At 37.7% G+C, this 19,062-nt stretch carries 14 protein-coding genes; 2 read left to right on the top strand and 12 right to left on the bottom strand.

Annotated elements, in window-relative coordinates:
• Positions 1 to 22: 22 nt before the first annotated feature.
• Positions 23 to 913, top strand: coding sequence for an MBL fold metallo-hydrolase (locus tag PY093_RS01975; protein ID WP_275644193.1), 891 nt, complete (start codon positions 23 to 25; stop codon positions 911 to 913).
• Positions 914 to 1,048: 135 nt separating this feature from the next.
• On the opposite strand, the gene PY093_RS01980 is transcribed toward PY093_RS01975, so the two are convergent.
• From PY093_RS01980 to PY093_RS02035, 12 genes are all read right to left on the bottom strand, one after another.
• Complete coding sequence (locus PY093_RS01980; RefSeq protein ID WP_275644194.1) at positions 1,049 to 2,302, bottom strand: dicarboxylate/amino acid:cation symporter; 1,254 nt, start codon at positions 2,300 to 2,302, stop codon at positions 1,049 to 1,051.
• 269 nt (positions 2,303 to 2,571) lie between these two features.
• Positions 2,572 to 2,754, bottom strand: a complete 183-nt coding sequence (locus PY093_RS01985) for a hypothetical protein (RefSeq protein ID WP_275644195.1) — start codon at positions 2,752 to 2,754, stop codon at positions 2,572 to 2,574.
• Between the two features lie 340 nt (positions 2,755 to 3,094).
• Positions 3,095 to 4,351: a M20 family metallo-hydrolase gene (locus PY093_RS01990; RefSeq protein ID WP_275644196.1), complete on the bottom strand. Its 1,257-nt coding sequence runs from the start codon at positions 4,349 to 4,351 to the stop codon at positions 3,095 to 3,097.
• 156 nt (positions 4,352 to 4,507) lie between these two features.
• Entirely contained in the window at positions 4,508 to 5,860 is a 1,353-nt protein-coding gene (locus PY093_RS01995; protein WP_275644197.1) for an aspartate aminotransferase family protein, read from the bottom strand.
• Between the two features lie 35 nt (positions 5,861 to 5,895).
• Positions 5,896 to 7,362: a CoA-acylating methylmalonate-semialdehyde dehydrogenase gene (locus PY093_RS02000; RefSeq protein ID WP_275644198.1), complete on the bottom strand. Its 1,467-nt coding sequence runs from the start codon at positions 7,360 to 7,362 to the stop codon at positions 5,896 to 5,898.
• A 169-nt stretch (positions 7,363 to 7,531) separates the two neighbouring features.
• Positions 7,532 to 9,151, bottom strand: coding sequence for a PucR family transcriptional regulator (locus tag PY093_RS02005; RefSeq protein ID WP_275644199.1), 1,620 nt, complete (start codon positions 9,149 to 9,151; stop codon positions 7,532 to 7,534).
• A 389-nt stretch (positions 9,152 to 9,540) separates the two neighbouring features.
• Positions 9,541 to 9,753: a hypothetical protein gene (locus PY093_RS02010; protein ID WP_275644200.1), complete on the bottom strand. Its 213-nt coding sequence runs from the start codon at positions 9,751 to 9,753 to the stop codon at positions 9,541 to 9,543.
• 51 nt (positions 9,754 to 9,804) lie between these two features.
• Complete coding sequence (locus PY093_RS02015) at positions 9,805 to 11,274, bottom strand: NCS1 family transporter (protein ID WP_275644201.1); 1,470 nt, start codon at positions 11,272 to 11,274, stop codon at positions 9,805 to 9,807.
• A gap of 134 nt (positions 11,275 to 11,408) precedes the next feature.
• The gene (gene hydA / locus PY093_RS02020; RefSeq protein WP_275644202.1) at positions 11,409 to 12,827 is read right to left on the bottom strand and encodes a dihydropyrimidinase; all 1,419 of its coding nucleotides are present in this window, start codon (positions 12,825 to 12,827) and stop codon (positions 11,409 to 11,411) included.
• Positions 12,828 to 12,849: 22 nt separating this feature from the next.
• Complete coding sequence (gene preA, locus PY093_RS02025) at positions 12,850 to 14,136, bottom strand: NAD-dependent dihydropyrimidine dehydrogenase subunit PreA (protein WP_275644203.1); 1,287 nt, start codon at positions 14,134 to 14,136, stop codon at positions 12,850 to 12,852.
• A 42-nt stretch (positions 14,137 to 14,178) separates the two neighbouring features.
• Positions 14,179 to 15,552: an NAD(P)-dependent oxidoreductase gene (locus PY093_RS02030; protein ID WP_275644204.1), complete on the bottom strand. Its 1,374-nt coding sequence runs from the start codon at positions 15,550 to 15,552 to the stop codon at positions 14,179 to 14,181.
• An 87-nt stretch (positions 15,553 to 15,639) separates the two neighbouring features.
• A complete protein-coding gene (locus PY093_RS02035) occupies positions 15,640 to 16,530 on the bottom strand; it encodes a nitrilase-related carbon-nitrogen hydrolase (RefSeq protein ID WP_275644205.1) in 891 nt (296 codons plus the stop codon).
• A 493-nt stretch (positions 16,531 to 17,023) separates the two neighbouring features.
• Between PY093_RS02035 and PY093_RS02040 the strand changes: the two genes are divergently transcribed.
• Positions 17,024 to 18,406: a M20/M25/M40 family metallo-hydrolase gene (locus PY093_RS02040; RefSeq protein WP_275644206.1), complete on the top strand. Its 1,383-nt coding sequence runs from the start codon at positions 17,024 to 17,026 to the stop codon at positions 18,404 to 18,406.
• Positions 18,407 to 19,062: the final 656 nt, after the last annotated feature.

Genomic DNA, 19,062 nt, shown 5'->3' on the forward strand with positions numbered 1-19,062 from the left:
TATTAAAAATGAGGTGATCACAATGAATCGCATTGGTCCTATTATAATAGTAGAGGGTCCAAACCACAGTAAAGTACCTTATTCACGAAGTCTGTTCATTGATTGTTCGGATAAAGTGTTAATTGATTCAGGTGCTGATCCTAAGGCATTGCTTGACATTGATCAGCAATACGGGATTGACTTAATCATTAATACTCACTATCACCCTGATCATACGCAGCACAATTATCTGTTTGAGAATGCTACGAAATGGATTAATCCAATCGAATTTAAAACAGCGCTGACGTTCGAGGGCGTGGCGAATGAAAATGGAATCTTTCAGGAGTGGGGTTCTAAAGGTGTTGAGATGTGGCGAGAAAATCTTCCAAAAGAATGGATCGAAAGCTTGGGAGACATTTCGGGTACTTATGAGTACGAGGTGGAATATAACTTTAGCGGTGTAAAGGTCCATTTCCTACATACACCAGGGCACACAAAAGGTCTCTCATGCCCATATTTCCCAGATTTTGGCATTGTCTATGTCGGTGATTATGACATGACATCGTTTGGTCCATGGTATAACGGTACTGATGGGGATATCGACGATTTCATAATGTCGGCTAAACGCTTACTGACCCTAGATGCAGACACTTTCATAACTGGACATCAAAAAGGAATTTTCTCGAAAAAGGAATTTCAACAGGCGCTGGAAAAATATCTAACTATTATCGATAAGCGTGATCAAATTATTGAAAAGCATGTTCGTCAAGGATTAACCTTTGAAGAACTTACGAACATCGGGATTTTTTATCCAAAAAAAATGTTGGCTGAACCGATTCTTCAAACCTGGGAACGAAGCGGGATTCGCAAGCATTTACAGAGGCTTGGTCTAAATGTGCCTGGGGCGATTGTTGAGTATTCGTTTGCAAAATAAGTACATCAATTCATGACAGATTGTTTTATTTCCTGTTAATGATTCATTCATAAGGCATGAAAAACCCAAATAGTAGGCACTTTTATTGTGCTTCTTATTTGGGTCTATTTCAATTTCTAAGATTTTTTTAGAAAATTACATTGATAGGTTTTGTTCTTTTTCGTTTTTAATATATTTCTTTTCTGATTCAGCAACAATAACAGCACAAGCTGCATCTCCAGTTATGTTAACAGCTGTTCTAGTCATGTCTAGTAGTCTGTCAACTCCAATGATTAGTGCAATACCCTCAACCGGTAATCCAACAGAATTTAAAACCATAGCAAGCATAATCAAGCCTACCCCTGGCACTCCTGCCGTTCCGATACTTGCAAGTACAGCTGTTAGAATAATCGTTAAAATTGCACCAAATGTTAAATCAATACCATATACCTGTGCGATGAATACAGCAGCGACACCTTGCATAATCGCAGTACCATCCATATTAATGGTTGCACCAAGTGGTTGAACAAAACTACTTATGGTCACTGGTACTTTTAAATTCTTTTGTGCAGTTTCCATTGAAACGGGTAGTGTTGCACTACTACTTGATGTACTGAATGCAACAGACATAGCAGGTGCAAATCCTTTGAAAAAAGCAAGCGGATTCATTTTACCTAGTACTGATACAGACGCTCCATATGTTACTACTGTATGGATAATAAGAGCGATCATTACTGCAATGAAGTACATTCCCATTACTTCAAATGCTTCCCACCCCTGCTTCCCTATCGTAGAAGCAATTAGAGCAAAGGCACCATAAGGCGCTAATTTCATAATAACATTTACAAGGTACATTAAAATATCATTACATTGTTCGATAAGTTTGTGAATACCACTTGTTTTTTCACCTAATACGGCAAGTGCAAAACCGATAAAGACGGCAAACGCGATGATTTGTAGCATGTTTCCTGTCGACATTGATTCAATTGGATTGGTAGGAATAATATTTAGCAATGTATCAACAACAGGAGGTGCTTCATTTGCCTCATATTCTACATTCTCTGTATCAAAGCTTCCGCTAAGACCTGGTTGCATAATATATGCAATAGACACAGAAATGACAATCGCAATAGTTGTAGTGGCTAAGAAATAACCTATTGTTTTAAGGCCAATTCTACCAAGCTTCTTTGGATCACCTAACCCAGCTACTCCTAAAGTAATAGTGATGAAAACTAATGGAACAACTAGCATTTTGATTAGATTTAAGAAAAGCTTTCCTAATGGATAGAGCACATAACTATCTAAAGTGCCAAATAGTTCGGGTGCAAGCAGGTTAAACGCAAAACCAACTATTAAACCAAGAATTAGTGCAACGATAATTTTTTTTGTGAGATTGTTATTAGGTTTCACAAAATATCCCCCTTTAATTGTATAAAAATAAAATAGTGAGAATGAGAAAACTCAGTCATAACCTTAATAACGAGGTAATTATTTCATAATTCCAAATAAAACCTCACATTAAAATATTGAGCAGAAATTTTATAAATATTCACTTCTATTAATATTATAAATACTTTTCACATACCGTCAATATCCGACAAAAAAATATTTTTCCTTTGTGTGATTCCGATCGTGGAAATAGTATAATAGATGGTCCTTTATAATTAAAATAAGCCAGTTCAAAGGTTAAAAAATGTTTCTTGAGATTGCTGCAATGTTTCAACAGTATCTCTTAAGGGTGGTATATCATAATAATCAATTATTTCTGCCTCAACCTTATAAGCTGGAATTTGAACGTTTAATACTTCTTTTGCAAATATTGGATTTGTAATATCGATTTTTTTATCAAAGCTGGCCCTCATTTAACAAGATATTGGTAATTGCACCCGTGTTTCTTTTTCGCTATATCTTTTCATATTCCTTCATTATATTGAAAGGTTTATATAAAACGTATATTAAAGTGATTATCCAGTGGCAAGAGCATGCAGAATCTTATTTAAAATAAGCAAAACAATCTTTGCAAAATTTGGGAGTTTCATTTACCAATGGGAGTGGTCAACAAAGTGGAGAATTAGCTACTCATTAACGTCTTTGGGGTTGGCCCTAGTATCCAACCTTTTTTGTGTTTGTTTGTAATGTGAAAAGACAACTTACAAATAAAGAGGGAATCCCGTCAATCGTGATTCCCTCTTACCTATTACATTATTCTCCTTCACTGGCCATCTTAATTGTCGTACGGAACAACAATTCCGTCCCCAATGAAATATCCTCAAACGCTGAAAACTCTTTCGGATTATGACTGATTCCATCCTTACAGCGAACAAAGATCATACCATACTCGCACTCATAAGACATCGCTAAAGAATCATGGAATGGTCCACTCATTAGTTCAATAGCGTTCAATCCAATTTGCTCACTTTCGTTTCTCATGATGTTCATGATTCTTTCCGAACAATAACGAGGCTCACTGTTGGTATCTTCCGAGATTTTGCAGGTTAATCCATGTTCTTCAGTAATAACTGCTATTCTAGTTCTTAATTGTTCTTCAATTCTATGGCGACGATCAATATCAATATCTCTTAAATCGACTGTGAAGCTTACTTTCTCTGGAATGATGTTACGTGAGTCTGGGAAAATACTCATACTCCCCACCGTCCCAACAGTTGGTGCATTTAAGTCCTGGCTTGCAAGTTCATTAAGTGCCACAATGATCTTTGCTGCACCAACAAGTGCGTCCTTCCTCATCGGCATTGGCACAGACCCAGCATGACCTGCAAATCCCTCCAATTCGACCGTCAACCATAATGGTCCAGATATTCCTGTGACAATCCCAACAGGAGCGTCCTTCGCTTCAAGAATGGGACCTTGTTCAATGTGCATCTCAAGAAAAGCAGAAATACTTCCTTGCGGGTATTCTGATTCCTTTAGTTTTGTAGGGTCACATCCAAACTGTATTAATGCCTCCCTTCTAGTTACTCCATTTTTATCTGTTCGTTCTAATTCACCGTCTTCCAATTTTCCAAGTATTCCTCTAACTCCAAATAATCCCTTATTAAAGCGACAACCTTCTTCATCAGAAAACGCAATCACTTCAATTGGCATGCTTGGCACAATGTTTTTTTCTTGCATTGTTTGTACAACTTCAAGGGCGCCTAAAACACCGATAACTCCATCAAACCTACCACCATAGGGTTGTGAGTCAATATGTGAACCGAGCATTAAGATGGGAGCTTCTCGATGTTTACCTTCTAGTCGGCCAATTAGGTTACCAAAATGATCGATTCTTGCGGTTAAACCCGCTTCCTCCATCCACTTTTTCACTGTTTCGACTGCTTCTCTATCCTCATTTGAAAGAGTGAGTCGACATACACCAGTCTCACCAATCTTACCGATTTGTGATAACTCATTTATTCTTTGTTCCAATCGCAGTTTGTTTATAGTTACTGTTTGTACAACCATACAGTTCCCACCTTTACTTTTTTCATTTTGAGTGACGATATATCATTTTATTAATAACAGCCAAGGATTATGTATTTGTACACCCCTTTACGAAACATTTTAAAGAATAAAACACCCGTAATCACTAAAATTAGAGATTACGAGTGTGTTCCTATTCTATAAAGCTTGTATTTCTTCCGTTACCGTTTTAATTATTAAATCAAGATCTTCTTCTTTAATATTTAATGGAGGCGCTAGCGTTAACACATTGTTAAAGCCTGCTACCGTTGCTCCATTTTTACCGATAATTAATCCTTTTTGTTTGCAACCTGCAATGACTTTGTTTACTAACGCTGTTTCAAGCGGTTCTTTCGTATCCTTATCTTTTACAAGTTCAATCCCTACTAATAGCCCTTTTCCTCTTACATCACCAACGTATGAGTGATCAAGAAGAGCAGTTGCTAAGCTTGTTTTCAGATATTCCCCTATTTTGGCTGATCTCGCATAGAGATTTTCATTTTCCATAATTTCAAGATTTTTTAAAGCAAGGGCACATGCAGCTGGATTTCCACCAAATGTATTAATATGACGGAAATAATCATACTCCTCAGATCCTTTAAAGGCTTCATATATTTCCTTTTTAACAGCAGTGGCCGATAAAGGTAAATAGGCACTTGTAATTCCCTTTGCCATGGTAATAATATCTGGTTTGACCCCATAATTCATGAAGCCAAAGGGCTTTCCAGTCCGACCAAATCCACAAATAACTTCATCAACAATTAATAATGCACCATGTTTTTCACAAACCTCTTTTACCCCAACCATATACTCGTCAGGTGGTACTAAGATACCTCCACCAGTTATGATCGGCTCCATTATGATCCCAGCGATAGTTTCACTCAACTCCCATGTCATAACACGATCAATGTCTTTTACCGACTGTAATTCTGTAGGCTTACAGTCAGCTTGTTCTGGTGATCGGTATGAATCAGGTGGAGCAACATGGATGAAACCAGGTGCTAAAGGCTCATATTTATACTTTCGTTGTGCTTGCCCTGTGGCCGCAAGAGAACCCATTGAGTTACCGTGGTAGGATCGGTATCTTGAAATAAACTTATAACGTGCTGGATCACCCTTTTGCTGATGATATTGTCTCGCAAGCTTAAATGCAACTTCATTTGCTTCAGAGCCGCTATTAGAGAAAAAGATGACATACTCTTCTCCGAGCATTTCGTTTAATTTTTCTGCGAGTTTAATAGCCGGTGTATGGCTTTGAGTGAGCGGAAAATAGGCCATTTCTTTTAATTGCTCATATGCAGCTTCAGCCAGTTCTATTCTTCCATACCCAACATTCACACACCACAACCCAGACATGGCATCTAAAAAGCGTTTGCCATTATGATCTGTTACCCAAGAGCCTTCAGCTTTTTGGGCAACCAATGTAGAGTCAGGGCTATATGGTTTCATCGAATGCCAAACATACTCTTTATCCTTGGAAAGAATATCTCCACTTTGTTTTATCGTTGTCATATCGGTCTCTCCTCTTTAGTATAAATTCACCCGTTTTAATAATCATAACGCGATGTAATCATTTTTTTACGAGTATAGAAGTTTACACCATCTTTTCCATTAACATGAAGATCCCCATAAAAGGAATCCTTCCAGCCAGAGAATGGAAAAAACGCCATTGTTGCTGGTACTCCAACATTTATACCTAACATCCCTGCATCTGCTTCTTCTCTAAACTGTCTAATTGCCCTAGCATCCTTTGTATATATCGTTGCTCCATTTCCGTACCGAGATTTACGAATGTACTCAAGCCCCTCATCTAAATCATTCGCACGTAACAAGCTCAATACTGGTGCAAAAATTTCGTCTTTTGCAATTGTCATGTCTGGTGTAACATGATCGAAAATGGTTGCTCCTAAGAACGTACCTTGTTTCAGTTCATCCATTTCTTTGCGACCGTCACGTAGTAATGTCGCCCCTTCTTCCAACCCTTTTTTAATGTAGTCCAGGACTTTTACACGATGTGAATCCCGGATGATTGGTGTTAGTAAAACTTCATCTTCAATACCGTTTCCAATAATAAGTTCGTCAGCCTTTTGTTTTATAGCCTCAACAAATTTATCCCCATCACCTACAACAACTACCGCACTACAAGCCATACAACGTTGTCCTGCACTACCATATGCTGAGCTAATAATATGTGAAACTGCCTTTTCTATATCTGAATCTGGCATAACAACATGATGATTCTTCGCTCCAGAAAGAGCTTGAACTCGTTTTCCTTTGGCTGCTGCTCGCTCATATACGTACTTAGCAACAGGTTGTGAGCCTACAAAGGAAATCGCTTTTACATCTTCATGATCAAGTAAGCCATTTACAACATCATGCGCACCATGAACGATATTTAATACTCCTTTTGGTGCACCAGCTTCAGCGAACAATTGCACTATTTTATTTGCTAAAATTGGAGTACGTTCAGAAGGCTTTAATACGAATGTATTCCCACAAGCAACCGCTAACGGAAACATCCACATCGGAACCATCATCGGAAAGTTAAATGGTGTAATTCCTCCAACAACTCCTAGTGGATATCGGAACATTTCTGAATCAATCTCTTCTGCAATATTCGATAACGTTTCCCCCATCATTAATGTTGGCGCTCCTGCCGCAAATTCAACACACTCAATCCCTCTTTGAACTTCACCATACGCTTCTTTGTATGCTTTACCATTCTCTTGTACGATAAGCTGAGCAAGTGTTTCGTGATTTTCGGTTAAAAGATAATGGTATTTATATAATATTCGCGCACGCTTTGGTACAGGCGTATTTTTCCACGTTTTAAAAGCTTCATAAGCAGAACTCACTGCCAAATCCACATCTTCTTTTGAAGAAATTGGTACTCTCGCTAATGTTTCTCCAGTAGCTGGGTTTGGTATGTCTAGTGTTTCTGGGCTACGTGCATCAACCCATTCGCCATTAATGAAATTTTTTAATACAGCTGTTTCTTTTTTGATAAGTGTCATTATTTTTGCAGCCTCCTAATCATTATCTAAATCTTTAGAAAAATTACTATACCCAATTATCACTCAGTTTGAAAAAACTTACACTAGACATTGTGTAAAATAACTAAATATGTTTGTTCAACATTATGAACAAAAATACACCAAAAAAAGCCTACGGGTAACTAGTAGGCTAAAATGATTCTAGTTCGATTTCTTTAAACTGCTTTGAAGAAATCAAAAATTCATATGAGAGGATCATAAATTCGATTGTTAGTCTTTTTTCATGGTTCATAAAATCTTTCCCAATTAGTTTTTCTATCTTTTGGATTCGATGATAGAGGGTTTGCCTAACAATGAATAGGCGTTTTGCAGTCTCTTGTTTAGAACCATTACAAGATAAATACGTTTTTAATGTGTCCATCAGTTTACCATTATACTTTTTATCATAATTAATCACTGGCTCGAGATATTCTAGGACGATTTCATGTAAGTCTAAGTGACGATTTAATTGTGAGATGAGGCGGAAAATATGCAAATCATCATAGAAATGACTATCCGTCTGGTTTGCTAGCCTATCTTGAATTCGGATTGTTTCAAGTGCGGTCTGGTAGCTCTTATCAATAGACCTTAGATCTTCAACATATTTTCCAACACCTATTACTAGTTGTGAATTTTTATTTCCTAATTGAGATTTCGCATTTTTTAATCTATGTATCGTTTCTTCCATTCTTTTTTTCCAAGTAGAACTACTTCTTTGATTAAGGGTGATAAAAATCATCGTATTTCTTTTTTCAATCGCAAATAGCGAAAACCCCTGTTGTTCAAAAATGGCTCTGGTGTAAAGTTTAAAATAGGTTAGATCTAAATTTGAATACTGTTCGATTGAATCTAGTTTATATAGGATGATTACTGCACCCTTTGGTTTAACAGTGGGTGCATGATACGAGAGGTATTCTTTAATAGACTCTTCACTCTGTTCACCGTTTAACCAATCATTAAGCCATTCCGTTTCTTCTACTCGACGTTTTTCTTCTACATAAAGCTCCCGTAAAAAAAGTTGCGCAAGTGCAGTTGCTGTTCGGTCTAAAATAAGATGATCAAATTCGGTTAACGCTCTTTTCTCAGAAATAATGATTAGTTCTGCATAATTATCGCCTAGCAATTGAATAGGAGTTCTAGCAATTGGGAAGGAAAGAAGGTCATCCCCGGTTTTTTCAATTATCTTAAAAAGTGATGTGCGCTCCTGCATAAACACATCCGGAATAAATTGCGCTTCTTTATTACTAAATAATATAATAACCTGTACTTGTAAATAGTGATGAATGAATTTGAGGATTTCATTATAATTTTCGATTGTTAATAGTTTTTTATTTAAGTCCTGTGAATAGCTTTCTAAGTCTGAAATCATTTGATATTGATGATTTATGAGGAAGGCATGGATGTCTTGGGTTATTTCTACGAATGGTACTTCATTGTGAAATAAGATGATAGGAAACTGTTCTCTATTTGCAATATCTATAACTTCTTGTGGGATCGATGAGGTGTATGTACCGATTTCGATGCAAAGGCCCGCTGCTTCTGATTCAATTAATTGTTCTACTAGTGATATGAATAGCTCCTTACTTTCTTTCCAAGCTACACCTGTTGAGAGAATTAATTCGTTCCCATTTAAGAGCTTTCTGATGTTAATGACTTCGACAACATGGACCCATTTAACTAACCGATTAAGTCCTTCACTACCTGCTATTACTTCAATATTATCAAAATGCTTTCTTTGGAGAATATCTTTTACGATTATATAAGATTTCAAATTGGAAGCTCCCTTAATATTGAATTTTATAATTACTTCTATTATACTCCAAAGTTGGCGTTGTTTTCTATATTTTTAGAATAGTAAATAAAAAGACCAGTAAACATAATGGTTGTTTACCGGCCTTTTTTTGATAACTATTTAATTGGATAATATGCTTGAAACTCATGAATCATTCCATCAAATAGATCTTTATCATAAAATTCATCTGATCCAATTGAACAAAATTCATTTTACCAATTCGATCGGAGTATTGACTACTTCTCCACTTGCTTTTCTAATCATGTATATCCATTATTCTCATCAATCGTAACTTCACATGGGAATTCACTTTCTCTCGATTTTAATGAGGATTCCATTACTAAAGTACCCAAACAAGAAAGTAGGTCCTATGCTCCTTCTTTTTGTTGGTTAATTAAAGCAACTGAAAAATATTTGCGGGCATCAGCGGTTAAAATGTGTAAAGTTTCAATTTTATCGCCCTTTTCAAAATCGACAAAAGCACCACTAAGATTTTCTGTAATATTTTTAATTGTATACCCTTTTTGTAGTAAGAAATCAATTCGATCCCGCTCTTGTAGGAATTCCTGATAATCTGACATTAGGTATATTCACTCCTTTTATTTTCATTTTATTAAAAAATCAACATTGTTTTATATTTGGACATTGACGTCAGGCACGATTGCTCGTTCTTCTACAACATCAATTTCCCAATCACGTCCGACTGTAATTCCTAAATACTTCTCATCACTTGGATCCTCAATTTCCGCTTGTTTGTATTTATTAAAGTACCAGTATTTAGCTAGTATATAGTAAATAATCGCTCCTACTCCAAAGCCTACAAAGAAAGAATATGCGGATAACCAATAAGCTGCAAGACCACCAATGACCCAAGCAATCATACCCGCCATATTAATTCCGTTCATGTATTTAAATTGGCCATTATCCTTATAAAGGTCATGAACATTCACACGTCTCTTGCGGATAACATAATAGTCAGTAAACAAAATACCTACAATAGCAGATAAAATCCCGCCAATAACGAGTAATGCTGGGATAATGATACCAAATAAACTCCACGGCTGTACTACTATTCCGACAATACCTGCAATCATTACACCGGCCCAAAATGGCACCCTAGGTCCGCCTACATTAGAGAAGATTGTCGCAGCAGGAATAACATTTGCTGACGTATTTGTAGACCATTGGGCTAGTACAATCATTAATAATAGTATTCCTAGAATGAAGCCGCTTGCAGCTTCTTGAAGCCCTACAACAGGGTCATAGTTCATAACTGCAACATATGAAACAGCACCAATGATGACCATGAAAGTGTTGACAATTGGCATCGCAATGACACTGCCTACGATTTGAGCTTTATTTCTTTTAAACCAGTTACGTTCGTTTTTTGGCGCCTTAAAAAATCTAGATAACGAGGGCATATCAGCTGCGAGTGTAGCCCAGAAGCCCATGTTGCTCATAACGACGACCATAAAGGCAGTAAATGCAGCACCACCTGTGACCGGACTTTCAACCCATGACCAAACGTCTCGTCCTTCCGTCATTGCTTTATCTGATAGCGAGACATACATCCAAGCTGAAATGAGGATAATTATTGGTGCAGCTAAATCGGCAAACCTTTCAACAGCTTTGATTCCAAGTGCGGTGTTAATTAATTGTACGGCTGCAAAAATCAGGAAACTGATAAACCAATTATCAAAACCGAAGAGCGTATTTAATATTGCATTTATTGCAGTTGAACCGAAGAAGGTATTGATACCAAACCAACAGGATGCCGTTATACCACGTACTAAGGATGGAATATGGGTGCCAATTGTACCAAACGGTGCCCTCATATAAACCGGGAAGGAGAGTCCATGTTCAACACCAATATCTCCGATAATTGTCATAAAAATCCCAATTAAGACAGACCCAATGATTGTCGCAACAATAACCCAACCTAGCGGCAAACTTTGGATTCCTGCACCACCGATCGCAAAGGCTGCTAACACAACTGCCATTCCTACCCAAATAACCGCAAAACCAAATGTACTAACTTTTCTGTTTGCATGTGAAATAGGAAGCAAATCTGGAGACTTTAAATAATTTCCATTTTGTTTCATTGTAACACCCCTTTTAAATTAAATTTCTCAATATTCTGAATAATCTATGTGTAAAAAGCCTTATTCAGTAATTTTACGAATATCATGGGCAGAGTGTTTACACCCCACCCATTAATCTCATTTAAAGGATACTTTTAAATTGAAACTGACTTGTTTTCTTTCGTTTGGTGTTGTTCGCCATACTTTGCACGTTTCAAGTACTGTCCAGCACCTAATTGTCCTACGAACTTTTTATTACGGATAACAAATTCTCCTCGAGATAAAACCGAAACAGGTTCTCCTGTCACTTTCATCCCTTCAAAAGCACTGTAGTCTACTGCCATATGATGAGTTTCCGCCGAGAGTGTCCTCTCAACTGTTGGATCAAAAATGACCAGATCTGCATCGACACCAACAGCAATTGTGCCTTTTTTCGGATATAATCCAAACAATTTCGCTATTCTTGTTGACGTAATATCAACAAACTGATTTAGCGTAATTCTTCCTTTTTTTACACCTTCTGAGAAAAGGATACTAACCCGATCCTCTATAATAGGGCCGCCATTGGGAATCTTTGAAAAATCACCTTTTCCAAGATCCTTCTGTCCTTTAAAATCAAAGGAGCATTGATCAGAGCCTACGGTTTGAAGCTGCCCTGTTTTTAAGGCATTCCATAAAACGTCTTGATTCCATTTTTCACGTAGAGGTGGTGACCATACATATTTTGCACCCTCGAAGTTCGGTTTTTCTAAGTAAGATTGGTCTAATACTAAATATTGGGGACATGTTTCACCCCATACATCAAACCCCTTCGATCTTGCTTCGGCAATTTTATTTGCAGCATCAGCACAAGAAACATGGACAACATATAATTGCGAATTGGCCAGACCTGTAAACGCTGCTGCTCTGCCAGTCGCTTCCCCTTCAATTTCTGGTGGTCTTGTTAGCGCGTGGTAGATTGGATCTGTATTTCCCTCTTTTAATGCCTTTTTTACTAAATAATCAATCACATCACCATTCTCGGCGTGGACCATGACAAGTGCGCCAAGTTCTTTGGCAGCGACTAGTGTTTGAAAGAGTGTTTCATCATCTGCCTGTAGCACGTTTTTATAGGCCATGAATACTTTAAAGGACGTGATTCCCTCTTCTTCAATAACAGATGGCAGTTCTGCTAATACAGACTTGTTTACCTCACCAATCATTAGATGAAAGCCGTAATCAATTACTGCTTTATCCCTTGATTTCTTATGCCATACATCAATAGCATTTTTTAAAGGCTCACCCTTATTCGATAAACAAAAATCGATAACGGTTGTTGTTCCTCCAAAGGCTGCAGCGATTGTTCCAGTTTCAAAATCATCTTTTGTTACGGTACCACCAAAGGGCATTTCAAGATGTGTATGTGGATCAATTCCCCCTGGGAACACGTAACAGCCATTTGCATCTACTATTTCGGCTCCCTGTTCTGAAAGGTTTTCACCAATTAAGCTTATTACATCATTTTCGATTAAAATATCACCTTTATACGTATCAGTTGCAGTAACAATTATTCCGTTTTTGATAACCTTTTTCATTCTTTCCCTCCTCGTTTATCTATTATTTAGTTACCGTATCAACACTACATGATACAACCCCAAGCGCAGCCTGGCGTTCGTTCCATGTCATTGCTGGAAGCTCGTTTGGTAATTCCACCATGTCAATCGCCCCATCAACTGGACATACAATCGAACATAAATTACAGCCAACACAGTCCTCTTCTCTTACCTTTAAAATGTTGTAGCCATTTCCATCCTTTAACATATCGATACATTGGTGTGACGTGTCCTCACAGGCAATATGGCATTTATTACAATTAATGCACACATCATTGTTAATTCTAGCGACAACTTTATAGTTTAGATCAAGATCGCCCCAATCTGAATATTTCGTTACGGATTTACCAACTAGGTCCATTGCAGAAATAATTCCTTTTTCATCTAAGTAGTTATTTAATCCCTCAATCATATCCTCAACGATTCTGAATCCATGGTGCATGGCTGCTGTGCAAACCTGGACACCCGTGGCACCCATTAGCATAAATTCAACAGCATTTTGCCAGTTTGATATTCCACCTATTCCTGATATCGGGATATTAATTCGAGGATTTCTTGCACAGTCTCCTACCATATGAAGGGCAATTGGTTTCACAGCAGGACCACAGTACCCACCATGCGCACCCCTCCTACCAACATGTGGAACGGTATCCCAAGTGTCAATATCAACGGCAGCCAAACTATTAATCGTGTTAATCATACTAATAGCATCTGCTCCGCCTCTTGCTGCAGCTTCAGCTGTAACCGTGATATCTGTAATATTTGGAGTAAGCTTAACGATAACTGGTGTTTTTGCAACTTCTTTTACCCAGTAGGTTTGTTTTTCGACTAGTTCTGGAACTTGGCCAGAAGCTGATCCCATTCCTCGTTCTGCCATACCGTGCGGACAACCGAAATTGAGTTCAAGACCATCTACTCCTATGTCTTCTACTCTTTTAACAATTTCATGCCATTTTTCTTGCTTCGGTTCAACCATCAATGAAGCAATAATTGCATGATTAGGAAAACGTTTCTTCGTTTCATAGATTTCCTTCAGGTTTACTTCCAGTGGACGATCTGTAATTAATTCAATATTGTTAAAACCAGCTACTCTTTGGCCATTAAAACTAACCGCCGCAAATCTTGATGATACATTTAATATCGGATCACCTAGTGTCTTCCAAACGGCTCCTCCCCAACCAGCTTCAAACGCACGTTGGACTTGATAGCCAGAATTTGTTGGAGGAGCAGAAGCTAACCAAAATGGATTCGGTGATTTAATTCCTGCTAAATTAATACGTAAATCTGCCATTGACTTACCTCCTTCTATTTCTTTTCTTTAATATAATTGCGGTTATGCAGTCTCTGAAACAGCCTTAGACAATAATTTATGGATGGCATAGGCGGTTTCTTTTCCTTGTTGTGCGGCTGATACAACCATTGCTTCGCCCTGTCCTTTTCCAAAAATGACGTCGCCACAGGCAAACACCCTTTCATTTGTGGTTTGATAGGTGCTTTGGTTAATTTTCACTACTCCCCCGTTATGGTCTACTTGAAACTTTTCAAGGAGCTCTACATATCGTGATTGACCAATTGCTTTGATTACAGCATCAACTTCAAGGATAAATTCAGAGCCTTCAACCGGTACTGGACGGCGACGACCATCTTCCCCAGGCTCACTTAATTCCATTTTGATGCACTCAATTGCTTTTACATGACTTTTTTCATCTCCAATAATTCGGTTTGGAGCAGTAAGCCATCTAAACTCAACGCCATCCTGCTTTGCAAACTCATATTCAAAATCATAAGCTGTCATTTCTTCAATTGTACGTCTGTAAAGAATCTTGACGTTTTCGGCACCAAGACGAACAGAACAGGTTGCCCCATCAATTGCTGTATTTCCCGCCCCAATCACGACCACTCGTTTTCCAAGGAAGCGATCCGTTATTGGTTTTGTTTTCGTCTCCTTTACAAATTCAATCGCATCATAAACCCCATCCAATTCTTCACCACTAATACCTAGGTTTGGAACACTTGACATTCCAACAGCTAGAATGACAATGTCATAGTTTTCTAAGATTTCGTCTACCGATATATCTTTACCAACTCTTGTATTTGTTTGGATTTTCACATCCAAGCTTTTTACTTGATTTACTTCCCAGAAAGACACTTCTTGAGGGAGTCTGAATGACACAATGCCATAGGTGTTTAACCCACCCGCTTGTTCTTCTGCTTCAAATATGGTGACATCATAACCCAATAATCCAAGTTCTCTTGCAGCAGATAGACCACCTGGGCCTCCACCAACAATCGCCACCTTTTTACCATTTTTCTGCCCTGCCTTAAACAAAACTTGCTCATTTTTAATCGCCCAGTCTGTCGCATATCTTTGTAAATTTCCAATCATAATTGGTTTTGTCGAATGATTAAGAACACAGGCACCTTCACAAAGTTCCTCCGTTGGACAAACACGCGCACAACTTGCCCCAACAGGATTTGCCGTCATAATCGTCTTTGCTGACCCTTTCACATTGCCTGAAGCAATCTTCTTGATAAACGTGGGGATATCAATACTAGTTGGACAGGCGGTGATACAGGGAGCATCATAGCAATAAAGACAGCGGTTAGATTCTTCAATGGCTTCCTGTTTCGTCAGTCCAGGATGAACTTCTTGAAAATTTTTAGCCAAATCTTCGAACGATATTCTTGTTTGATTTGCGTTAGTCACGATAATTAGCCTCCTTTTAGCAGAAATTTAGATTGCTATATAATTAGGGCTTTACCCATGTGTAAGTTGTAAAGCCCAAGGTTGATATTAAGGTAATAAAGCAGACATTTCTTGATAGGTTTCAGGTCGGCGGTCACGGTAGAATTGCCATGTATCGCGCACCTCTCTAATCACTTTTTTATTCATTTCACCGATAATGACTTCATCACTATCACGGCTACCAGTAGCTACAAAGCTTCCTCTTGGGTCAACAAGATAGGATTGACCATAAAATTCTCCCATATTCCAAGGGCCTTCTGTTCCAACGCGGTTGATCGCACCGACATAGTAACCATTAGCTACGGCATGTGCTGGTTGTTCAAGCTTCCATAAATATTCAGACAGACCAGCCACTGTTGCAGATGGGTTAAATACAATTTCTGCTCCCTTTAAACCTAGTAATCTAGCACCTTCTGGAAAATGGCGATCATAGCAAATGTAAACTCCTATCTTCGCAAAAGCCGTATCAAACACTGGGTACCCTAGGTTTCCTGGTTTAAAGTAGAACTTTTCCCAGAATCCACAGCCCGAGTTTCCTACCCCTACATGTGGAATATGTTGTTTACGGTATTTTCCTAAGTACGAACCATCTGCATCAATGACGGCTGCCGTATTGTAGTATGTAGCAATACCTTCTCTTTCATAGATTGGTAATACGATAACTACGCCCAGTTCTTTTGCTAGCTCCTGAAATAGTTTCGTTGTTGGACCATTCGGAATTTCTTCGGCTGCATCATACCATTTTGTATTTTGCTCTGAGCAAAAATAAGGTCCATAAAATATCTCTTGTAAACAGATAATTTGTGCACCTTTATCTTTCGCTTCTCTAACAAACTTAATATGTTTTTCAATCGCTTTTTCTTTATGAACCTCTACTAGTTCATTACCATTTACATCGTTTGAAGCCTGAATAAGACCAATTTTTACGTTATCGGACATAAGATTTTTCCTCCTCAAATATTTTAAAGAGTAATATATTAAAACAAATATATTAACCTTAATTACCTTATTATTAGGAAAGACTACTTACAGATGACGTTAAAAAAACGATAGCTTCTTACTATTCTTCTAATATGAATTAAACTTTTTCTTAATTTAAATAGATTGAAAATTAGGAAGTGTAAGTTAATTTTACTTTGAACTATGGTTGTTTGCATTATACACTTTGTTAAATGATGTAAGCTGTTTATTGATCATTGTGTAACATGCTCTTGTATTTGACTCAGAAGGCCACTACAATAGTAACCGCCTAATTCTTGTGACACTACTATAATTAGGCGGTTTTTTTTATTGCTTTCTTGTTTATAAATATTCATTATTGTTCCTATTAGGGTACGCAGTTTAATTCAAAATAAAATTCTAGTTTAAGAAGGGTTTCATAATTACTCCACGAAAATAATAAAGATAAATATTATTTCTGGAGGTCTTTCTATTGAATCAAGAAGTTGTTTTTTTACGAAATAAAGTAAAAGAAACACTCTCTCAATCTGTCAAAGAATTAAAACGTTTTTGCGATATTCCTTCTATTTCTGCTCAGAAAAAGATGATTCCTGAAACTGTACAACATGTAGTATCAGTGGTTGAGGGTATTGGTGGTACAGCGAAAATATTAGATGAGTGTGAGGGTGGAAATCCGGTTGTTTATGTATTGTTCGAAGCTGGAGCTGGTGGTAATCCTAACAAGACAATATTATTTTACAATCATTACGACGTACAACCTCCTGAACCGGTGGACGAATGGGATACTCCCCCGTTTGATTTGACTGAGGTTGATGGTAAGTTATTTGGAAGAGGAGTTGCTGACAATAAAGGTGATTTAATGGCAAGGCTTACTGCTATTAAAATTCTTAAAGAATTAGATGGCGGACTACCTTGTAATGTTAAATTTCTACTTGAAGGTGAAGAAGAAATCGGTAGCCCTAATCTTTCATTCTATCTAAAAGAGTATGGCGATTTATTCAAAGCAGATGCATGTATTTGGGAGCATGCCGATAAAGATGACAAAGATCGAGTTAGTTTGATGGCTGGAGTCAAAGGTATGGCTTACTTTGAATTAACATGTGAAAGTGCAGACATGGACCTACATTCTAAAGTTGGAGCAACTGTAGAAAATGCTGCATGGAGACTAACACATGCGCTATCATCCATGAAAAATAACCAACATGAAATAAAAGTTGAGGGATTCTTTGATGGCATCATTCCGCCAACAGATTTAGAACTTGAATATGTAAAAAAAATACCTTTTGATGAACAGTCTATTGTTGAGTTATATGGATTGAAACAGCCGTTAATTACATCTTATAGTGGACAAGATCCACGTGTAGCGACCATTTTTAATCCTACAATGACAATTTGTGGGTTGGAAAGTGGTTACTATGGCGAAGGGTCTAAAACAGTGTTGCCAAGAAAAGCACTTGCAAAACTAGATTGCAGACTTGTTCCTGGTCAAGATCCAGAACATATTCTAGAGTGTATTAATAGACATCTAACAAAAAATGGCTACTCTGATGTTAAGACTAAACTACTTAATGGTGTGAAGGCCTATCGTTCAGATTTGTCGCACCCGTTTGTTTCTCTTATGGTCCGTACAGCACAGGATGTCTACGACACAGAAGTTGTACTATCTCCCAACAATGCTGGAACAGGTCCTATGTCAGACTTTGGGCACAATTTGCAGCTACCAATCGTTAGCACAGGAGTTGGCTGGGCAAACTCTCGGTTACACGCTCCTAATGAATCCATTCGTCTGAAAGACTATGAGGAAGGAATAGCGCATGTTGCCTATCTTATAAAAGAATTTGCTAAAGAAGAATAGTAGACATGGAAACAACGTAGTGATTGGTTTTGTCACTGCGTTGTTTTTGTCACTGCGTTGTTTTTGGCTACGCAGAATTTATATCCATAAATTCTAAACGCATAAGTTCCTCTGTCTTCGCCCTTTAGGCTCGCCACTTGGCGAGTTTTCTCTATTATTGAAAAAATTGAGACTGTAGTGATAACTTGAGTTTCGCACCTAGCAACAACGCGATTTATCCCTTATTTTAATCGGAACAAAAAACAAGAAAGTCAGCATGAACACAATGTTTTTGGCATGATTAAGGTACCTTACCAAATCTACCAAAAAGGGCGTGTTATCATGCAGACTAAATTGAATAAAATCCAAAAACCGGTAAAAACTCATGATTATTCTATTAATTCGATTATAAGTGATGTGATGAAAACATTTAAATTCAAATCCCTCTGTCACAAGGTTGGCTTCAAAAAGGAGGAAGGTTACCCTGTAACGGAGGTTATTAGCTAAAATAAGAGGAGATTTTCCGGTTAAACTGCGTAATAAGGCTTGGTTCAGGGTATATAAGCGGAGGTTTTCCGCTTAAGCAATGCAAAATGATCCATTTTGACGTTTTTTGTGTAAATAGTCGGAATTCTTCCGTCTATTTAAGCTATTTTAAGTGCTATTTCGTAATTAAG

It is taken from the genome of Cytobacillus sp. S13-E01 (genome assembly GCF_029193815.1).
Lineage (GTDB): Bacteria > Bacillota > Bacilli > Bacillales > Bacillaceae_L > Bacillus_BV.

Excerpts from the sequence above, each read along its gene's own strand:
- PY093_RS02010 (WP_275644200.1), bottom strand. The coding sequence starts at position 9,753 with ATGTCAGATTATCAGGAATTCCTACAAGAGCGGGATCGAATTGATTTC.
- PY093_RS02015 (WP_275644201.1), bottom strand. The coding sequence starts at position 11,274 with ATGAAACAAAATGGAAATTATTTAAAGTCTCCAGATTTGCTTCCTATT.
- PY093_RS01985 (WP_275644195.1), bottom strand. The coding sequence starts at position 2,754 with ATGAGGGCCAGCTTTGATAAAAAAATCGATATTACAAATCCAATATTT.
- PY093_RS02000 (WP_275644198.1), bottom strand. The coding sequence starts at position 7,362 with ATGACACTTATCAAAAAAGAAACAGCTGTATTAAAAAATTTCATTAAT.
- PY093_RS02035 (WP_275644205.1), bottom strand. The coding sequence starts at position 16,530 with ATGTCCGATAACGTAAAAATTGGTCTTATTCAGGCTTCAAACGATGTA.
- PY093_RS01995 (WP_275644197.1), bottom strand. The coding sequence starts at position 5,860 with ATGACAACGATAAAACAAAGTGGAGATATTCTTTCCAAGGATAAAGAG.
- hydA (WP_275644202.1), bottom strand. The coding sequence starts at position 12,827 with ATGAAAAAGGTTATCAAAAACGGAATAATTGTTACTGCAACTGATACG.
- PY093_RS01975 (WP_275644193.1), top strand. The coding sequence starts at position 23 with ATGAATCGCATTGGTCCTATTATAATAGTAGAGGGTCCAAACCACAGT.
- preA (WP_275644203.1), bottom strand. The coding sequence starts at position 14,136 with ATGGCAGATTTACGTATTAATTTAGCAGGAATTAAATCACCGAATCCA.
- PY093_RS01990 (WP_275644196.1), bottom strand. The coding sequence starts at position 4,351 with ATGGTTGTACAAACAGTAACTATAAACAAACTGCGATTGGAACAAAGA.